Here is a 14,925-nt window from a genome sequence, read left to right as displayed (position 1 = left end):
GGCCGCCGTGGCGGCGTAGACTGCGGCCCTCGCCACCGCCGCTGCCGAGCGATGTCCTTGCCCACGTCCGTTGCATTTCGCCTGCCTGTCGTCCTGCTGGCCCTGATGGCCGGCGCCGCCTTTGCGCAAACCGCGGCGCCAGTGCCGTCGGCTGCGCCCGTGCCGCCCGCCGCTCCGCCAGCAACGCCCGCTGCCGCGCCCGCCGCTGCACCGAAACCGGCGCCGCGCCACGCCGGCGCCGCTGTGCCTGCCCCCGGGCCGCTGGCCAAGCAGGATGCGCAGATGGCGCAGGCCGGGCTGCGCGCCGCGCAGCTGGTCGATGCCGGGCGCGCTGGCGAGCTGTGGGACGGCGCCTCGGCGGTAACGAAGAAGGCGGTGACGCGTGCTGTGTTCGTGCGCGAGATCGACGCTGCGCGTGCGCGGCTGGGCGCGCTGATCGGCCGCGGCGTCGCCAGCGTGGCGCGCGTGCAGTACGCCGCCGGCTCGCAGGTGCCGCCTGGCACCTACGTCAACGTCAGCTTCCCCAGCCGCTTCGCCAACGCGCCGCAGCCGGTGCGCGAGCTGGTGTCGTTGCGGCTGGACGAGGACAAGACCTGGCGTCTGGTCGGCTATCACGTTGCCATGCCCGATTGAGCGGCATGCTGCGCGCCGTCTTCCTTTCCTCCGAGGCTCCGATGCCCATCGAAATCCGCATGCTGGCCTGGGCGATCCTGCTCGGGATCGCGCAACTGCTGCTCGCCTCCGCCTTCGTCACCGCGCAGCGCGGGCTGAAGTGGAACGCCGGCGCGCGCGATGCGCCGCAACCGCCGCCGGCCGGCGTGGCCGGGCGCCTGGACCGCGCGCTGCGCAACTTCCTGGAGACCTTCCCGTTCTTCGCCGCCGCGGCGGTGGCGGTGGCGGCGCTGGGCAAGGGCGATGCGCACACTGCGCTGTCGGCGCAGATTTACCTGTGGGCGCGGGTGGCCTACGTGCCGCTGTACGCGGCCGGCGTTCCGTACGTGCGCAGCCTGGTGTGGGTGGTGTCGTTGTGGGCGATCCTGCAACTGGTGTGGGCGTTGCTCTGAGCAGCGCGGGCTGCGACCGATCGTCGCAGCGCTGATCCAGATCAAGGACGCGCTGCGCGGCGGTCGTATCCTGGCCGGGTCCGATCACGGAGTCGTCGCATGCAAGTGGATATCGCCATCGTCGGGGCCGGCCCTGCCGGCCTGTGCTTCGCCCGCGCGCTGGCCGGCAGCGGCCTGTCGCTGGCGCTGATCGAGCCGCAGCCGCGCGCGGCGCTGGCCGAGGCCGCCTTCGATGGCCGCGAAATCGCCCTGACCCATGCTTCGCGGGCATTGCTGGAACAGTTGGGCCTGTGGGCGCGGATCGACCCGCAGGCGATTGCGCCGCTGCGCGATGCGCGGGTGATGAACGGCTCCTCGCCGTTCGCGCTGACCTTCGCCGCGGGCGAGGGCGGCCATGGCGATCTCGGCTGGCTGGTGCCCAACCACCTGATCCGCCGCGCCGCGTTCGCCGCGGTGCAGGACCAGCCCGGCCTGACCCTGCTCGATGGGGTCTCGGTGCAGGCGCTGCGCCGCGACGCGCGCCAGGCGCAATTGCAGCTTTCCGACGGGCGCAGCGTGGCCGCGCGCCTGGTGGTGGCGGCCGACAGCCGCTTCTCCAGCACCCGGCGCATGAGCGGGATCGGCGCGCAGCTGCGCGATTTCGGCCGCACCATGCTGGTGTGCCGCGTGCGCCACGAGCGCCCGCACCATCAGACCGCCTGGGAGTGGTTCGGCTACGGCCGCACCATGGCGCTGTTGCCGTTGCACGGCAACGAGGCCTCGGCGGTGCTGACCCTGCCGCCGGAGCGCGCGCAGGCCCTGCTGCAGATGGACGAGGCAGAGCTGGGGGCGGAGATCGGCGCCTGCTTCGAGCACCGCCTGGGCGACATGACGCTGCTGGTGCGGCCGCAGGCCTATCCGCTGGTGGCGGTGTACGCGCAGCGCTTCGTGGCCGAGCGCTATGCCTTGATCGGCGACGCCGCGGTGGGCATGCATCCAGTGACCGCGCATGGGTTCAACTTCGGCCTGCAGAGCCAGGCGCGGCTGGCGCGCGCGCTGCACGCGGCGGTGGCGCGTGGCGGCGACATCGCCGCGCCCGACCTGCTGGCCGGCTACCAGCGCGGGCACCGGCTGGCCACGCGGCCGCTGTACGAGGCGACCAACGCGATCGCCGCGCTGTACACCGACGACCGCCTGCCGGCGCGTGCCCTGCGCAGCGCCGCGCTGCGCGTGGCCGACCGGGTCGCGCCGTTCAAGCGCGCGATCGCCGCGCACCTGACCCAGCGCGTGGCGGCCATGGCGCGTTGAGGGGGGCGGTCGTGCCGATGCATGCGTGTCTATCGATGCTCGGCGCGGCTTGGCTTTCGCCAGGAGGGATTTGAACCGTCGTAGGAGCGGCTTCAGCCGCGATGGGCGTTACCGGTGGCGCCTGTCGCGGCTGAAGCCGCTCCTACACGGGAACGCGATACACACTGGGCGGCGCTGTGGCGAACCTTCAATCCCGAATCCCGATCTCCGCGGCGGCTAACCGGCGTCGCGGCGCCGCTGTTCCGCGCCGGCGACAAGCGCGGCGAGGGCGCTCTGCAGGTCGCCGCTGCGCTGCGCCGCTTCGATCGGCGCGATGGCCCAGGCGCAGCCGGCGTGGCGCAGGTGCTGGCGCCAGTCGCCAGTCCATGCCTCCAGTTCGTCCAGCGCTAGGGAGATGGAACCGCCGCGCTCCGCGTGGCCGCCGCGGATGGACTGCCCCAGGCGGAACGGCTGCGCTGCGTCGGGGTCGAGCTGCACGATGTACACGTCGTGGTGCGGATCTTCCGCGGACGGCGCGATGTTGCGGATGCCGAGCGTGATCAGCATCGTTTGGCGATCCGCGCTGTCCGGCGCCGCCGGCCGGCGCATGGCAGGCCGGGTTCGCCGATGGCGGTCATACCTTGCCGAGCACCTGCACCTGCACGTCGCCCAGTTGTACCACCTGGCCCGCGCGCACCTTGCAGGCCTTGCGCAGTTCGACCTCGCCATCCACGCGCACCTGGCCTTCGCTGATCACGGCCTTGGCCGCGCCGCCGCTGTCGCACAGGCCGGTCAGTTTCAACAGGTGCTTGAGTTCCACGTAGTCGCTTTCTAGCTGGAGATCGATGGTCTGCATTGGGGGTTGCTCGGAAATCGGCGCCCATTGTCGGTCATTCGCGGGCAAAACGCCCAGTGTTTCGGTCGGCTGGGTCTCACGGCGGTCGTATGCGGGTGGCCCGCGCGTCCTGGAATCGCGCGCGAAAGCGGTACGTGGGATAGTGCGCGTGCGGCCACGCTGAACGGCGACCTTCACCCGCTTTCGACATGCGGCCCGTCACGGGGCACAATAGGGCTTCTTTGCGCCTGCCGGTTCTCTGCGGCGCCTCCGGAGTCTCCCATGTCCCAAGATACCCCCGCGCCGCTGCTGTTCGCAGATCTCGGCCTCTCCCCTGCTGTGATGAAGGCGGTCGCCGACGTCGGCTACGAGTCGCCCTCGCCGATCCAGGCCGCCACCATCCCGGCGCTGCTGACCGGCCGCGACCTGCTCGGCCAGGCCCAGACCGGCACCGGCAAGACTGCCGCGTTCGCGCTGCCCATCCTGTCGCGGCTGGATTTCGCCCAGCGCAAGCCGCAGGCGCTGGTGCTGGCGCCCACGCGCGAACTGGCGATCCAGGTGGCCGAGGCGTTCCACCGCTACGCCGCGGCGATCCCCGGCTTCCAGGTGCTGCCGGTGTACGGCGGCCAGCCCTACGTGCAGCAGCTGTCGGCGCTCAAGCGCGGCGTGCACGTGGTGGTGGGCACCCCCGGGCGCGTCATCGACCATCTCGACCGCGGCACCCTGGACCTGTCCGAACTGAGAACGCTGGTGCTGGACGAAGCCGACGAGATGCTGCGCATGGGCTTCATCGACGATGTCGAGGCGGTGCTGAAGAAGCTGCCCGACTCGCGCCAGGTGGCGCTGTTCTCGGCGACCATGCCGCCGGCGATCAAGCGCATCGCGCAGACCTATCTGAACGACCCGGCCGAGGTGATCATCGCCTCCAAGACCACCACCTCGGCCAATATCCGCCAGCGCTACTGGGCGGTGAGCGGGCTGCACAAGCTCGACGCGCTGACCCGGATCCTGGAAGTCGAGCCGTTCGACGCGATGATCATCTTCGCGCGCACCAAGGCCGGCACCGACGAACTGGCGCAGAAGCTGCAGGCGCGCGGGCTGGCCGCGGCGGCGATCAACGGCGATATCCAGCAGGCGCAGCGCGAGCGGGTGATCCAGCAGCTCAAGGACGGCAAGCTCGACGTCCTGGTCGCCACTGACGTGGCCGCGCGCGGCCTGGACGTGGAGCGGATCAGCCACGTGCTGAACTACGACATCCCCTACGACACCGAAAGCTACGTGCACCGCATCGGCCGCACCGGCCGTGCCGGGCGCAGCGGCGAGGCGATCCTGTTCGTCAGCCCGCGCGAGCGCGGCATGCTGCGCGCGATCGAGCGTGCCACCCGGCAGCCGATCGAGGAAATGCAGCTGCCCAGCGTCGACGCGGTCAACGACCAGCGCGTGACCCGCTTCATGGAGAAGATCAGCGAGACCATCGCCAGCGGTGGCATCGACATGTACCGCGATCTGCTGCAGAAGTTCGAGGCCGAGAAGAACGTACCGATGGTGGAAGTGGCCGCGGCGCTGGCGCGCCTGCTGCAGGGCGATACGCCGCTGCTGCTGGCCCCGGACCGTCCGCGTGCCCCGCAAGGCGAACGCTTCGAGCGCCGCGAGCGCACCGAGCGCACCGAGCGCCCGGAACGTCCCCGTTTCGAGCCGAAGTTCGAGCGCGAGCCGCGTGCGCCGCGCCGCGACGACGGCGAGCGTCCGGCGCGTCCGGCCCCGGCTGCGCGCGGCGAGGATTTCGACTACCACCGCGATGTCGGCAGCTTCGAGGCGCCGCGCCGCGACAAGGCGCCGAAAGCGCCGCGCGGCGCGCCGGAAGTGGGCATGGAGACCTACCGCATCGAGGTCGGCCACCAACACGGCGTCAAGCCGGCCAACATCGTCGGCGCGATCGCCAACGAAGCCGGGCTGGAGAGCAAGTACATCGGCCGCATCGACATCCATGACGATCATTCGGTCCTGGACCTGCCGGCGGACATGCCGCGCGAGTTGCTGACGCACCTGAAGAAGGTTTGGGTGTCCGGCCAGCAGCTTCAGATGCGCAAGCTCGAGGGCGACGATGCCGGCAGCGCGCCGTTCAAGCCGAAGTTCGCCCGTACCGGCAAGCCCGGCGGCAAGCCCAATGCCGCCGGCCCGCGCCCGGCCGGCCGCTTCGCCGCCGACCGCCCGCCGCGCAAGGGGCCGCCGAAGCGCTGAGGCGCGGGGATTGGGGAGTCGGGATTGGGGATTCGTTGTAGCGTTCCCTGATCCTGATGTCGCCCGTGCCGTCGGGCAGGTCGCGTCCCTGCCGTGACGTGGGCATGCGCGCCGCAGCCCGGTCGCGTCCGCCCACCGCCTGCCGCCTTGCACTGCCTGGCTCCCCGTAGCGTCGCCGTACACGATCGCCCGCTTTAGCGAATCCCTAATTCCCAATCCCGAATCCCCGCCCCATGCCAGTCCGCCTCAACAAGCACATCGCCGAGACCGGTTTTTGCTCGCGCCGCGAGGCCGATCGGCTGATCGCCGCGCGCCGGGTCACCGTCAACGGCATGCCGGGCGGTGTCGGTTCGGTGGTGGGCGAGGGCGATGAGGTCAAGGTCGACGGGCAGCCGCTGCGTGCGCGCGCCAAGGCCAAGAGCGGGCGCCGCCACGTCTACATCGCGCTGAACAAGCCGGTCGGGGTGACCTGCACCACCGAGAGCGCGGTCAAGGGCAACATCGTCGACTTCGTTGGGCACGAGCAGCGTATCTTCCCGATCGGGCGCCTGGACAAGGAGTCCGAGGGGCTGATCCTGATGACCAGCAACGGCGATATCGTCAACGAGATCCTGCGCGCGGAGAACCGCCACCAGAAGGAATATCTGGTGGCGGTGAACAAGCCGGTCACCGACGAATTCCTGCGCGGCATGGCGCGTGGCGTGCGCGTGCACGACCAGATGACGCTGCCGTGCCGCACCGCGCGGATCGCCAAGTTCGGGTTCCGCATCGTGCTGGAGCAGGGGCTCAACCGGCAGATCCGGTTGATGGCCGCGGCCTTCGACTACCGCGTCACCCAGTTGCGCCGCGTGCGCATCGACAACATCAAGATCGGCGCGCTGAAGCCGGGCCAGTGGCGCAATCTCTCCGAGCAGGAACTGCGCGGCCTGCTGCCGCAGCGCCAGGAGTGGTAACGGCGTCTCAGTGTCGGCCGTCGGCCGCCGCCGCGCGGCCAAACTGTACAGGCGGCGCGCCTGCCAGGACTGGCGTCCGCCGCGGATATGGCCATACTGCGCAACGCGCACCATTGCCGCTGCCAGGTACCCCGTGATCAAGCCCCGCAAGCCCGACAACGAAGCCGCGCGCCTGCAGGCGCTGCATGCGTTGCAGATCCTCGATACCGAACCGGAAGCGTCCTACGACGATCTGGTCGACATCGCCGCCAAGCTGTGCGACACGCCCTCTGCGCTGATCTCGCTGGTGGACGACGAGCGCCAATGGTTGAAGGCGCAGCGCAACGTCCGCCTGTTGAGCACCGCGCGCGACGAGTCCTTCTGCGGCCATACCATCCTGACCCCGGAGCAGGTGATGGTGGTCGCCGACGCCACCGCCGATGCGCGCTTCCAGCACAATCCGCTGGTCACCGAGGGCGGCGTGCGGTTCTATGCGGGCGCGCCGCTGCTGACCCGTGACGGCCTGCCGGTCGGCACCGTGTGCGTGCTCGACAACCGTCCGCGGACCCTGCAGCCGGAACAACTGGCGGCGCTGCAGGCGTTGTCGCGGCAGGTGATGCAGTTGATCGAGCTGCGCCGCAGCAGCCATGCGCTGGCGCTGCAGCTGCGCGAACGCGCCTGGTACGAGCAGCAGTTGCTGCAGTACCAGCACTCGCTGGAATCGCTCAACGCCGAACTGCTGGAGCAGGCGCGCACCGATCCGCTGACCGGCCTGCTCAACCGCCGCGCCTTCGCCACCGCCCTGATGACCCATGCCGAGGCGGCGCAACGGGGCGCCGCGCCGCTCAGCGTGGCGATCCTGGACCTGGATTACTTCAAGAGCGTCAACGACCTGCACGGCCACGACAAGGGCGACGAGGTGTTGCTGGCGCTGGCCGACATGCTGCGCACGCGGATGTCGCCGGACAGCGTGGTCGCGCGCTACGGCGGCGAGGAGTTCGCGCTGCTGCTGCCGGGCCTGGACGCGGCGCAGGCGGTGCGCACCTGCGAGCGCCTGCGCCAGGACACCAGCCTGCTGCAGCTCGGCGTGCCGCTCACCGCCAGCATCGGCGTGGCGACGTTGCAGGGCCGCGAGAGCGCCGAGGACCTGCTCAAGCGTGCCGACCAGGCCCTGTACGAGGCCAAGCGCGCCGGCCGCGATTGCGTGTCGCTGGCGGCGTAGGCGCGCTATCTCGTCGCGGCGGGACGATACTTAGGATCCTTACTGCTGGAAGAAGATGCCCCGCAGGAGCGGATGAGGGTAGGCGCGTCGCCTCGCGCACTTACATTCCGCCAGACGCTTTCGCGCCGTACCCTCACCCCAACCCCTCTCCCGGGGGGAGAGGGGCTAGGAATGTCGAGCATGCCACGCCCTTCGCGTTGGCCTGCGGCCATGCCGCAAATGTGCAGGACGGGGCCAATCCCGAATCTCCAATCCCCAATCCCGGGAGGGAGCGCGCCAGCGCTCACTCGACCACGTTCTTCGCCTCGCAGGTCGCCAGCAGTTCCGGGTGCTGCACCGGGCGCGTGCGCGTCAGCAGCGGATGCAGGAACACCGCGCCCAGGATCACCGCCACGCCGAGGTAGAACAGCCCGGTGAGCTGGCGCTGCTCGTCCAGCAGCACGATCGCGAACACGATCGCGTAGACCGGTTCCAGGTTGGTGACCAGCTGCACCGCATAGGCGCTGAGCCGACGCAGCGCGACCAGGGCCAGGGCGAACGGCAACAGCGTGCACAGCAGCGCCAGCGCGAGCAGCAGGGCGGTGTCGTGCAGACTGGGCAGCACCAGCAAGGGCCCGCTCAGGGCCGGCAGCACGAACGGCAGCAACGGCGCCAGCGCGGTGAGGGTGAGGGTGCCGGCGCCCAGTTCCAGCGCGGTCACGGTCAGCGGATCGGCGTGGTCGACCAGGCGCTTGTTGAGCGAGCCGAAGGCCGCCACCAGCAGCGCCGATACCGCACCGACCGCCACGCCGGCGCGCATCCCGTGCGGCACGCCGCCGACCACCAGGGCCACGCCCGGCAGCACCGCCAGGCCGAAGGCCAGTTCGCTGGGGCGGAACGGCCGCTTCGCCACCCACGGTTCGATCACCGCGGTGAACACCGGTGCCAGCGCGATGCAGGTCGCCGCCACCGAGGCATTGGCCAGCTTGATCGCGCCGTAGAAGGTCAGCCAGTGCAGGCCGACCAGGGCGCCGACCACGGCGTAGCCCAGCGCCAGTTTCGGGGTCAGTGCGGCCAGGCCGCGCCACACCCGCGGCAGCAGGGCCAGCGCGGCCACCACCATCAGCATCCGCCACCACACCAGCGGCAACGCGGGCAGGGTGATCAGCTTGCCGAGAATCGCGGTGATTCCCCACAGCAGGACGCAGAAATGGATTTGCAGCTGGGCTTTGGTGGTGGGGTGCATCGGCATCCGCATATTGTCGCGCAAAGCGCGGCGCGACGGTCGCAGATCGGGGCGCGGATCAGGCGTTCGCTGCGGACGGCGACGCGGTCCGCGCCATCCTGCGCGCATAGGCGGCGGTGAGCGGCGGCACCAGCAGCGCCGTCACCACCACCGAGGTCGCCACCAGCGCGGTCGCGGCCGGCGCGGTGGCCTGGAACTGCGGCGCTACTGCCGCCACCAATGCCGGCGTGGCCACCGCGGCGCCGGCGGTGCTGGAGGCGGCGAGGCCGGCGCTGCCGTTACCGCCGGCCAGCCAGCGATCGGCCAGCAGCAGCGGGATCCCGGTCGCCACGATCACCAGCAGGCCGAGCGCGACCCCGGCCACGCCGGCGTGGGCGACCATGCGCAGGTCCAGGGTATTGCCCAGGGCGAAGGCGAAGAACGGGATCAGCGCCGGCACCGCCCGTGCGAACAGGGCGCGCAGCGCCGGGTCCAGATTGCCGAGCACGAAACCAGCCAGCAGCGGCAGCACTGCGCCGAGCAGCAGCCGCGGTTCGAAACTGGCGACGCCGGCAGTGCCGAGGATCAGCATGGTCACCAGTGGCCCGGATTCCAGCGACATCAGCGCCATCGCGCCGGCCTCGCCGCGGCCGCCGTACTGCTGCATGAGCGCGGCGAACAGGCCGGCATTGGTCATGTCCATCGCCGCGACCAGCGCCAGCACCGACATGCCGCTCCACACGCCAGCGACGATGCCGCCCGGCGGCAGCAGGCGCGCGGCGATCACCGCGGTCAGCCACGCCACCGCGATCTTGGTCAGCACCAGCACGCCGGAGGCGCGCAGCACGCGGCCGCCGCTGCGCAGCCGGATCGAGGCGCCCAGGCAGAAGCACCACACCGCCAGGATCGGCACCAGCCCGCCGATCAGGCCTTGGGTGAACGAGCCGAACCAGGCGCCGGCCTGCGGCCACAGGGTGTGGCAGAGGGCGCCCAGCAGCAGCGGCGCCAGCATCATGCCGCCGGGAAGACGTTCGAGCGTGCGCTTGATCCGCATCGATGGGCTCCGCGTGTGGAGGCGCGGCCGGAGCCGCGGCCCGGCGATGGCACCGGACCGGCGCTGTTGTACCGCAGTGCGGCGACTGCCAGGTGTCGCCGGGTGTGCGCGGTCGATGCCCGGTTCAGCCGTCGTGCGACCGCGGCGTCGGCGGTCGCGCTTGCGCTGTGCCGCACGTCGCGTGCGTGCGGCACAGCGCGTCACGCCTGTGCGGCGGACCCGAGGATCTTCAGCAGGGCCATCGCCGCTGCGGGATTGCGTTCCTTGGCGGCGCTGATGAAGTAGACGAAGACCTCGCGCGGCGTGGTCTTGGCCACGGTCGTGTCGGCGTGCGGCAGCGCCTGCGGATCCTCGCCGCGGCGCCAGGCCTGCGCGTGCGCGGCCCAGGCCTGCAGTTCCTTAGGCGGGTAGCCATGGGCGACGTCGGCGCGGCTGCGCATCAGTCGCGCATAGACGAAGTCGGTGCTGAGGTCGGCGAAGGAGGGGAACTCGGGCGAATCGGTGAATACCGTGGCGACGCCGTGCCGGCGGGTCAGCTGCAGCAGTTCCGGGCCGACGCAAGCCGGGTCGCGCACTTCCAGCACGTGGCGCAGCCGGCGTCCGCCGGCCTTGCGCGGCAGCAGGTCCAGGAACGCGGCCAGGTCCTCCAGGTCCAGGCGATGGCCGTGCTCGAACTGCCACAGCAGCGGGCCGAGGCGGTCGCCGAGACTGGCGATGCCGCCGACGAAATCCTCGATCTGCGTGCCGGCGCCGGCCAACCGCCGCAGCGTGGTGATGCGCTTGGGCGCCTTGGCCGAGAACAGGAAACCCGGCGGCGTCTCGTCGCGCCAGCGCGCATAGGTGTCCGGCTTCTGCGCGCCGTAGTAGGTGCCGTTGATCTCGATGCTGGTGACGTGGCGGCTGGCGTATTCCAGCTCGCGGCGCTGCACCAGGCCCTGCGGATAGAACATGCCGCCGCGCCACGGCGCGTAAGTCCAGCCGCCGATGCCGACGCGGATGCCGTCCGGCGCGGCCGGGGCGGAGTCGAAAAGATCGTTCATGCGGGTGCGCGTGCGGAGGGGGAAGACCCGATTGTGCCGCAGCGCGGCGTCGTCGCACCGTCTGCGGCGCGGCCCTGCAGCGCGGCACTGCCGCCTGCGCACGCGCTGGCCTACACTCGGCGGCGACGCCCGCGTGGCTGGGCCTGCGCCGCAGCCCGCGCCGGCCGGTCCCTTTCCCTTGGTTCTTTCAGGAGCGACGCAGTTGAAGAGCATCTCGATGGGCTGCGGCCTGTTGTTGGCGGTGAGCGCCACCGTGCAGGCGCAGGCGCCGGCCCCCACGTCGACTCCTGCGCCGGCCCCGGCCGCGCTGCCGCCGGCCTTGCAGGATCTCGATGCGCAGGTGGAGCGCGTGCGCAAGCAGTTCGACGTGCCGGGCATCGCCATCGCCATCGTCAAGGACGGGAAGGTGGTGCTTGAGCGCGGCTACGGCGTGCGCGAACTCGGCAAGCCGGAGCCGGTGGATGCGCAGACCCTGTTCGCGATCGCCTCCAATACCAAGGCCTTCACCTCCGCGGCGCTGTCGATCCTGGCCGACGAAGGCAAGCTCAAGCTCGAGGACCGGGTGGTAGATCACCTGCCGTGGTTCCAGATGTCCGATGCCTATGTCACCCGCGAGATGCGCGTGCGCGACCTGCTCAGCCATCGCAGCGGCCTGAGCCTCGGTGCCGGCGACCTGTTGTTCTGGCCAGCCACCAGCTACAGCAACGAAGAAGTGGTGCGGCGCCTGGCGCACGTGCCGCTGAAGGGCGGTTTCCGCGACCGCTACGCCTACGACAACATCCTGTATGCCGTAGCCCAGAAGCTGATCGAACAGGTGTCCGGGCAGAGCTACGCCGAGTTCGTGCGCCAGCGCATCTTCGTGCCGGTGGGCATGACCGGCGCGCGCATCAACAGCGATCACCTGCAGCCCGGCGATGCAGCCGCGGTCGGCCACGCTAAGTTCGATTTCCGCGAGTTGCGCACGGTGGCGCCGCTGACCTGGTCCAACAATTCCGGCGCCGGCGGCATCTACGCCAACGTGCACGACATGGCCAAGTGGATGCAGGTGCAGCTCGACGGCGGGCGCCTGCCGTCGGCCGATGGTCAGACGCGGCAGCTGTTCAGCGCCCAGCGCCAGCAGGAGATGTGGCAGATGATCACGCCGATCGCGGTGTCCGAGCCGAGCGTGCCGGAACTGCTGCCGGCCAAGCCGAACTTCGCCGGCTACGGCGAGGGCTGGAGCCTGAGCGATTATCGCGGCGCCAAGCTGGTCTGGCACACCGGCGGCTGGCCGGGCATGGTCTCGCGGCTGACCCTGGTGCCGGAGCACAAGCTGGGCGTGATCGTGCTGACCAATCAGGAGGTCGGCGCCGCCTTCAATGCCATCACCCTGCGGGTGCTGGACGCTTACCTGGGCGCGCCGGCGACCGACTGGACCGCCGCCTACGCCAAGGCCGTGGCCAAGGCCGACGCCAGCGCCGACGAGGACTGGGCCAAGCACGTGGCTGCGCGCGACGCCAAGTCCACGCCGTCGCTGCCGTTGTCCGGCTACGCCGGCACCTACCGCGACCCCTGGTATGGCGACGTGGTGGTGCGCCAGCAGGGCAAGCGCCTGGAACTGCAGTTCAGCAAGACCGCGCAGCTGGTCGGCACACTGGAGCACTGGCAGCACGACACCTTCATCGTGCGCTGGCGCGACCGCTCGCTCAACGCCGACGCCTTCGTCAATTTCGCGCTGACGCCCGACGGCAAGGTGCGCGAGGCGCGCATGCAGGCGATCTCGCCGTTGACCGATTTCAGCTTCGATTTCCAGGATCTGGTGCTGACGCCGGAGTGAGGCCGGGATTCGGGAGTGGGGATTCGGGATCCGTAGGAGCGGCTTCAGCCGCGACCAGGTGTTACCGATAACGCCTGGTCGCGGCTGAAGCCGCTCCTACAACAGAAAGCGATAGGCGCCATGCGGGCGGGAGGCCGCTCTTGCGAATCCCCAATCCCGACTCCCTAATCTCGGCTTCACCTCGAATCCCGAATCCCCATTCCCAGCGTCACGGGACGTGACGCCAGATACGCTACCCTGACGCCCCTTTTTAGCGTGGCGTCGCGATGTTCCGCTGGTTCGAGTCCCTGATCGAGGTCTTCCCGAAGGTCGAGACCCAGATGCCGCCGCGCGGGGTGGTGCGCTTCTATCTGCACTACCTGCGCCCGTTGTGGCCGCTGCTGCTGGCCACGGTGGTGGCGGGGTTGCTGCTGGCGCTGGTGGAAGTGGCGATGTTCGATTTCCTCGGCCGCATCGTCGACATGGTCGCCGAGCAGCCGGGGCCGGATTTCTTCCAGCGCCACGCCGGCGAACTGCTGTGGATGGCGCTGATCGTGCTGGTGGCGCGGCCGTTCTTCGTCGGCCTGCACAACCTGCTGGTGAACCAGGCGATCGTGCCCGGCCTCAGCAACCGCGCGCGCTGGTTGATGCACAACTACGTGGTGCGGCAGAGCCTGGGCTTCTTCCAGAACGACTTCGCCGGGCGCATCGCCAACCGGGTGATGCAGACCGGGACCTCGCTGCGCGAGTCGGCGGTGCAGATGGTCGATGCGCTGTGGTACATCCTGGTCTACACGACCAGCGCGCTGTGGCTGTTCGCCCAGGCCGACCCGTGGCTGATGGTGCCGCTGATCGCGTGGCTGCTGGTCTACGTGGGGTTGATGGTCTACTTCGTGCCGCGGATGAAACAGCGCGCCTGGATCGCCTCGGACGCGCGCTCCAAGGCGATGGGGCGCATCGTCGACGGCTACACCAACATCGCCACGCTCAAGTTGTTCTCGCATGCCGGGCGCGAGCAGGGCTATGTGCGCGAGGCGATCGACGAACTGGCGGTCAAGCATCGCCGGCAGACCCGCATGACCACGGCGATGGATACCGCCATCGCCATCGCCAACGGCTTCCTGATCGTCGGGACCTCCGGCCTGGCGCTGTGGCTGTGGAACCGCGGCCAGATCAGCGTGGGCGCGATCACCGTGGCCACCGGCCTGGTGATCCGCATCCACAACATGTCCGGCTGGATCATGTGGACGGTCAACGGCCTGTTCGAAGACATCGGCGCGGTGCAGGACGGCATGGAGACCATCGCGCAGCCGGCGCAGGTGCAGGATCGCGCCGACGCGGTGCCGCTGCGCGTGCAGCGTGGCGCGGTGCACTTCGAGCACATCCACTTCCACTACGGCAAGCGCGGCGGGGTCATCGCCGGGCTCGACCTGCAGGTGCGCGCGGGTGAGAAGATCGGCCTGGTCGGGCCGTCCGGCGCCGGCAAGTCGACCCTGGTCAACGTGCTGCTGCGGCTGTACGACCTGGAGCAGGGCCGCATCCTGATCGACGGGCAGGACATCGCCGGCGTCACCCAGGAAAGCCTGCGTCAGCAGATCGGCCTGGTCACCCAGGACACCTCGCTGCTGCATCGCTCGATCCGCGACAACCTGCTGTACGGCCGCCCCGACGCCAGCGAGGCGCAGTTGCACGCGGCGGTGGCGAAGGCGCGCGCCGCCGAGTTCATCGAGCAGTTGGTGGACGGCGAAGGCCTGCGCGGCTACGACGCGCAGGTCGGCGAGCGCGGGGTCAAGCTGTCCGGCGGCCAGCGCCAGCGCATCGCCATCGCGCGCGTGCTGCTCAAGGACGCGCCGATCCTGATCCTGGACGAGGCCACCTCGGCGCTGGATTCGGAAGTGGAAGCGGCGATCCAGGACAGCCTGGACGAGCTGATGGCCGGCAAGACGGTGATCGCGATCGCCCACCGGCTCTCCACCATCGCGCGGATGGACCGGCTGGTGGTGATGGACCGCGGCGTCATCGTCGAGACCGGCACACATGCCGAACTGGTCGCCCGTGGCGGCCTGTACGCGCGGCTGTGGGCGCGCCAGACCGGCGGCTTCGTCGCGGCGGAATAGGATTTCGCCGGACCTCGCCGCGCCCGGCGGTCGCGGCGCAACGACGCAGCGGGGCAGGGCGGCGGCACTGACGGTGGTGGCCGGGACGCCGTGCTCCGCTCGGAGGCGGCGCCGGCCGCCCGGCAATGCGACAATGCGCGGCTTACCGATAGTCG

Annotated in this window: 13 protein-coding genes; 8 read left to right on the top strand and 5 right to left on the bottom strand. The window is 70.4% G+C overall.

Translation table 11 applies throughout. The annotated features are described in order from the left end of the window. The first annotated feature begins 51 nt into the window (after positions 1-51). From GGR64_RS01260 to ubiM, 3 genes are all read left to right on the top strand, one after another. On the top strand, positions 52-633 hold the full coding sequence (locus GGR64_RS01260) for a DUF4019 domain-containing protein (RefSeq protein ID WP_184643449.1): 582 nt from the start codon (positions 52-54) through the stop codon (positions 631-633). 41 nt (positions 634-674) lie between these two features. Then, positions 675-1,064: an MAPEG family protein gene (locus tag GGR64_RS01255; RefSeq protein WP_184448628.1), complete on the top strand. Its 390-nt coding sequence runs from the start codon at positions 675-677 to the stop codon at positions 1,062-1,064. A gap of 99 nt (positions 1,065-1,163) precedes the next feature. After that, positions 1,164-2,351 (top strand): 5-demethoxyubiquinol-8 5-hydroxylase UbiM, encoded by a 1,188-nt coding sequence (gene ubiM, locus GGR64_RS01250; RefSeq protein ID WP_184643447.1) that lies wholly within the window; start codon positions 1,164-1,166, stop codon positions 2,349-2,351. A 216-nt stretch (positions 2,352-2,567) separates the two neighbouring features. On the opposite strand, the gene GGR64_RS01245 is transcribed toward ubiM, so the two are convergent. Both GGR64_RS01245 and GGR64_RS01240 read right to left on the bottom strand, forming a co-directional pair. After that, positions 2,568-2,897: a hypothetical protein gene (locus tag GGR64_RS01245; protein WP_184643445.1), complete on the bottom strand. Its 330-nt coding sequence runs from the start codon at positions 2,895-2,897 to the stop codon at positions 2,568-2,570. A gap of 67 nt (positions 2,898-2,964) precedes the next feature. Next, positions 2,965-3,186 carry an RNA-binding S4 domain-containing protein gene (locus tag GGR64_RS01240; protein WP_160961478.1) on the bottom strand — a complete coding sequence of 74 codons (222 nt, stop codon included), beginning with the start codon at positions 3,184-3,186 and terminating at the stop codon, positions 2,965-2,967. Positions 3,187-3,447: 261 nt separating this feature from the next. On the opposite strand from GGR64_RS01240, the gene GGR64_RS01235 reads away from it, so the two are divergent. The 3 genes from GGR64_RS01235 to GGR64_RS01225 all read left to right on the top strand — a co-directional run bounded on the left by GGR64_RS01235 (position 3,448) and on the right by GGR64_RS01225 (position 7,560). Beyond that, complete coding sequence (locus tag GGR64_RS01235) at positions 3,448-5,406, top strand: DEAD/DEAH box helicase (protein WP_184643443.1); 1,959 nt, start codon at positions 3,448-3,450, stop codon at positions 5,404-5,406. A 233-nt stretch (positions 5,407-5,639) separates the two neighbouring features. Continuing rightward, positions 5,640-6,359, top strand: a complete 720-nt coding sequence (locus tag GGR64_RS01230) for a pseudouridine synthase (RefSeq protein ID WP_160969683.1) — start codon at positions 5,640-5,642, stop codon at positions 6,357-6,359. Positions 6,360-6,492: 133 nt separating this feature from the next. Then, positions 6,493-7,560, top strand: a complete 1,068-nt coding sequence (locus tag GGR64_RS01225) for a sensor domain-containing diguanylate cyclase (RefSeq protein WP_160969685.1) — start codon at positions 6,493-6,495, stop codon at positions 7,558-7,560. A 283-nt stretch (positions 7,561-7,843) separates the two neighbouring features. On the opposite strand, the gene GGR64_RS01220 is transcribed toward GGR64_RS01225, so the two are convergent. The 3 genes from GGR64_RS01220 to GGR64_RS01210 all read right to left on the bottom strand — a co-directional run bounded on the left by GGR64_RS01220 (position 7,844) and on the right by GGR64_RS01210 (position 10,858). Then, complete coding sequence (locus GGR64_RS01220; protein ID WP_017916225.1) at positions 7,844-8,791, bottom strand: DMT family transporter; 948 nt, start codon at positions 8,789-8,791, stop codon at positions 7,844-7,846. 52 nt (positions 8,792-8,843) lie between these two features. Beyond that, entirely contained in the window at positions 8,844-9,818 is a 975-nt protein-coding gene (locus GGR64_RS01215) for a 2-keto-3-deoxygluconate permease (protein WP_160969687.1), read from the bottom strand. Positions 9,819-10,018: 200 nt separating this feature from the next. Continuing rightward, positions 10,019-10,858, bottom strand: a complete 840-nt coding sequence (locus GGR64_RS01210) for a DUF72 domain-containing protein (protein ID WP_184643441.1) — start codon at positions 10,856-10,858, stop codon at positions 10,019-10,021. 217 nt (positions 10,859-11,075) lie between these two features. On the opposite strand from GGR64_RS01210, the gene GGR64_RS01205 reads away from it, so the two are divergent. Further along, positions 11,076-12,674, top strand: coding sequence for a serine hydrolase (locus GGR64_RS01205; RefSeq protein WP_184644241.1), 1,599 nt, complete (start codon positions 11,076-11,078; stop codon positions 12,672-12,674). 266 nt (positions 12,675-12,940) lie between these two features. Continuing rightward, a complete protein-coding gene (locus tag GGR64_RS01200; protein WP_160969693.1) occupies positions 12,941-14,770 on the top strand; it encodes an ABC transporter ATP-binding protein in 1,830 nt (609 codons plus the stop codon). Positions 14,771-14,925: the final 155 nt, after the last annotated feature.

It is taken from the genome of Xanthomonas sp. 3307 (assembly GCF_014199735.1).
Classification (GTDB): Bacteria; Pseudomonadota; Gammaproteobacteria; order Xanthomonadales; family Xanthomonadaceae; genus Xanthomonas_A; species Xanthomonas_A rydalmerensis.
Note: the sequence above shows the minus strand (reverse complement) of the source record. Positions and strands in the feature narration are given on the sequence as shown.

Coding starts and splice junctions, on each gene's coding strand:
- GGR64_RS01260 (WP_184643449.1), top strand. CDS start 52: ATGTCCTTGCCCACGTCCGTTGCATTTCGCCTGCCTGTCGTCCTGCTG.
- GGR64_RS01255 (WP_184448628.1), top strand. CDS start 675: ATGCCCATCGAAATCCGCATGCTGGCCTGGGCGATCCTGCTCGGGATC.
- ubiM (WP_184643447.1), top strand. CDS start 1,164: ATGCAAGTGGATATCGCCATCGTCGGGGCCGGCCCTGCCGGCCTGTGC.
- GGR64_RS01245 (WP_184643445.1), bottom strand. CDS start 2,897: ATGCTGATCACGCTCGGCATCCGCAACATCGCGCCGTCCGCGGAAGAT.
- GGR64_RS01240 (WP_160961478.1), bottom strand. CDS start 3,186: ATGCAGACCATCGATCTCCAGCTAGAAAGCGACTACGTGGAACTCAAG.
- GGR64_RS01235 (WP_184643443.1), top strand. CDS start 3,448: ATGTCCCAAGATACCCCCGCGCCGCTGCTGTTCGCAGATCTCGGCCTC.
- GGR64_RS01230 (WP_160969683.1), top strand. CDS start 5,640: ATGCCAGTCCGCCTCAACAAGCACATCGCCGAGACCGGTTTTTGCTCG.
- GGR64_RS01220 (WP_017916225.1), bottom strand. CDS start 8,791: ATGCCGATGCACCCCACCACCAAAGCCCAGCTGCAAATCCATTTCTGC.
- GGR64_RS01215 (WP_160969687.1), bottom strand. CDS start 9,818: ATGCGGATCAAGCGCACGCTCGAACGTCTTCCCGGCGGCATGATGCTG.
- GGR64_RS01210 (WP_184643441.1), bottom strand. CDS start 10,858: ATGAACGATCTTTTCGACTCCGCCCCGGCCGCGCCGGACGGCATCCGC.
- GGR64_RS01205 (WP_184644241.1), top strand. CDS start 11,076: ATGGGCTGCGGCCTGTTGTTGGCGGTGAGCGCCACCGTGCAGGCGCAG.
- GGR64_RS01200 (WP_160969693.1), top strand. CDS start 12,941: ATGTTCCGCTGGTTCGAGTCCCTGATCGAGGTCTTCCCGAAGGTCGAG.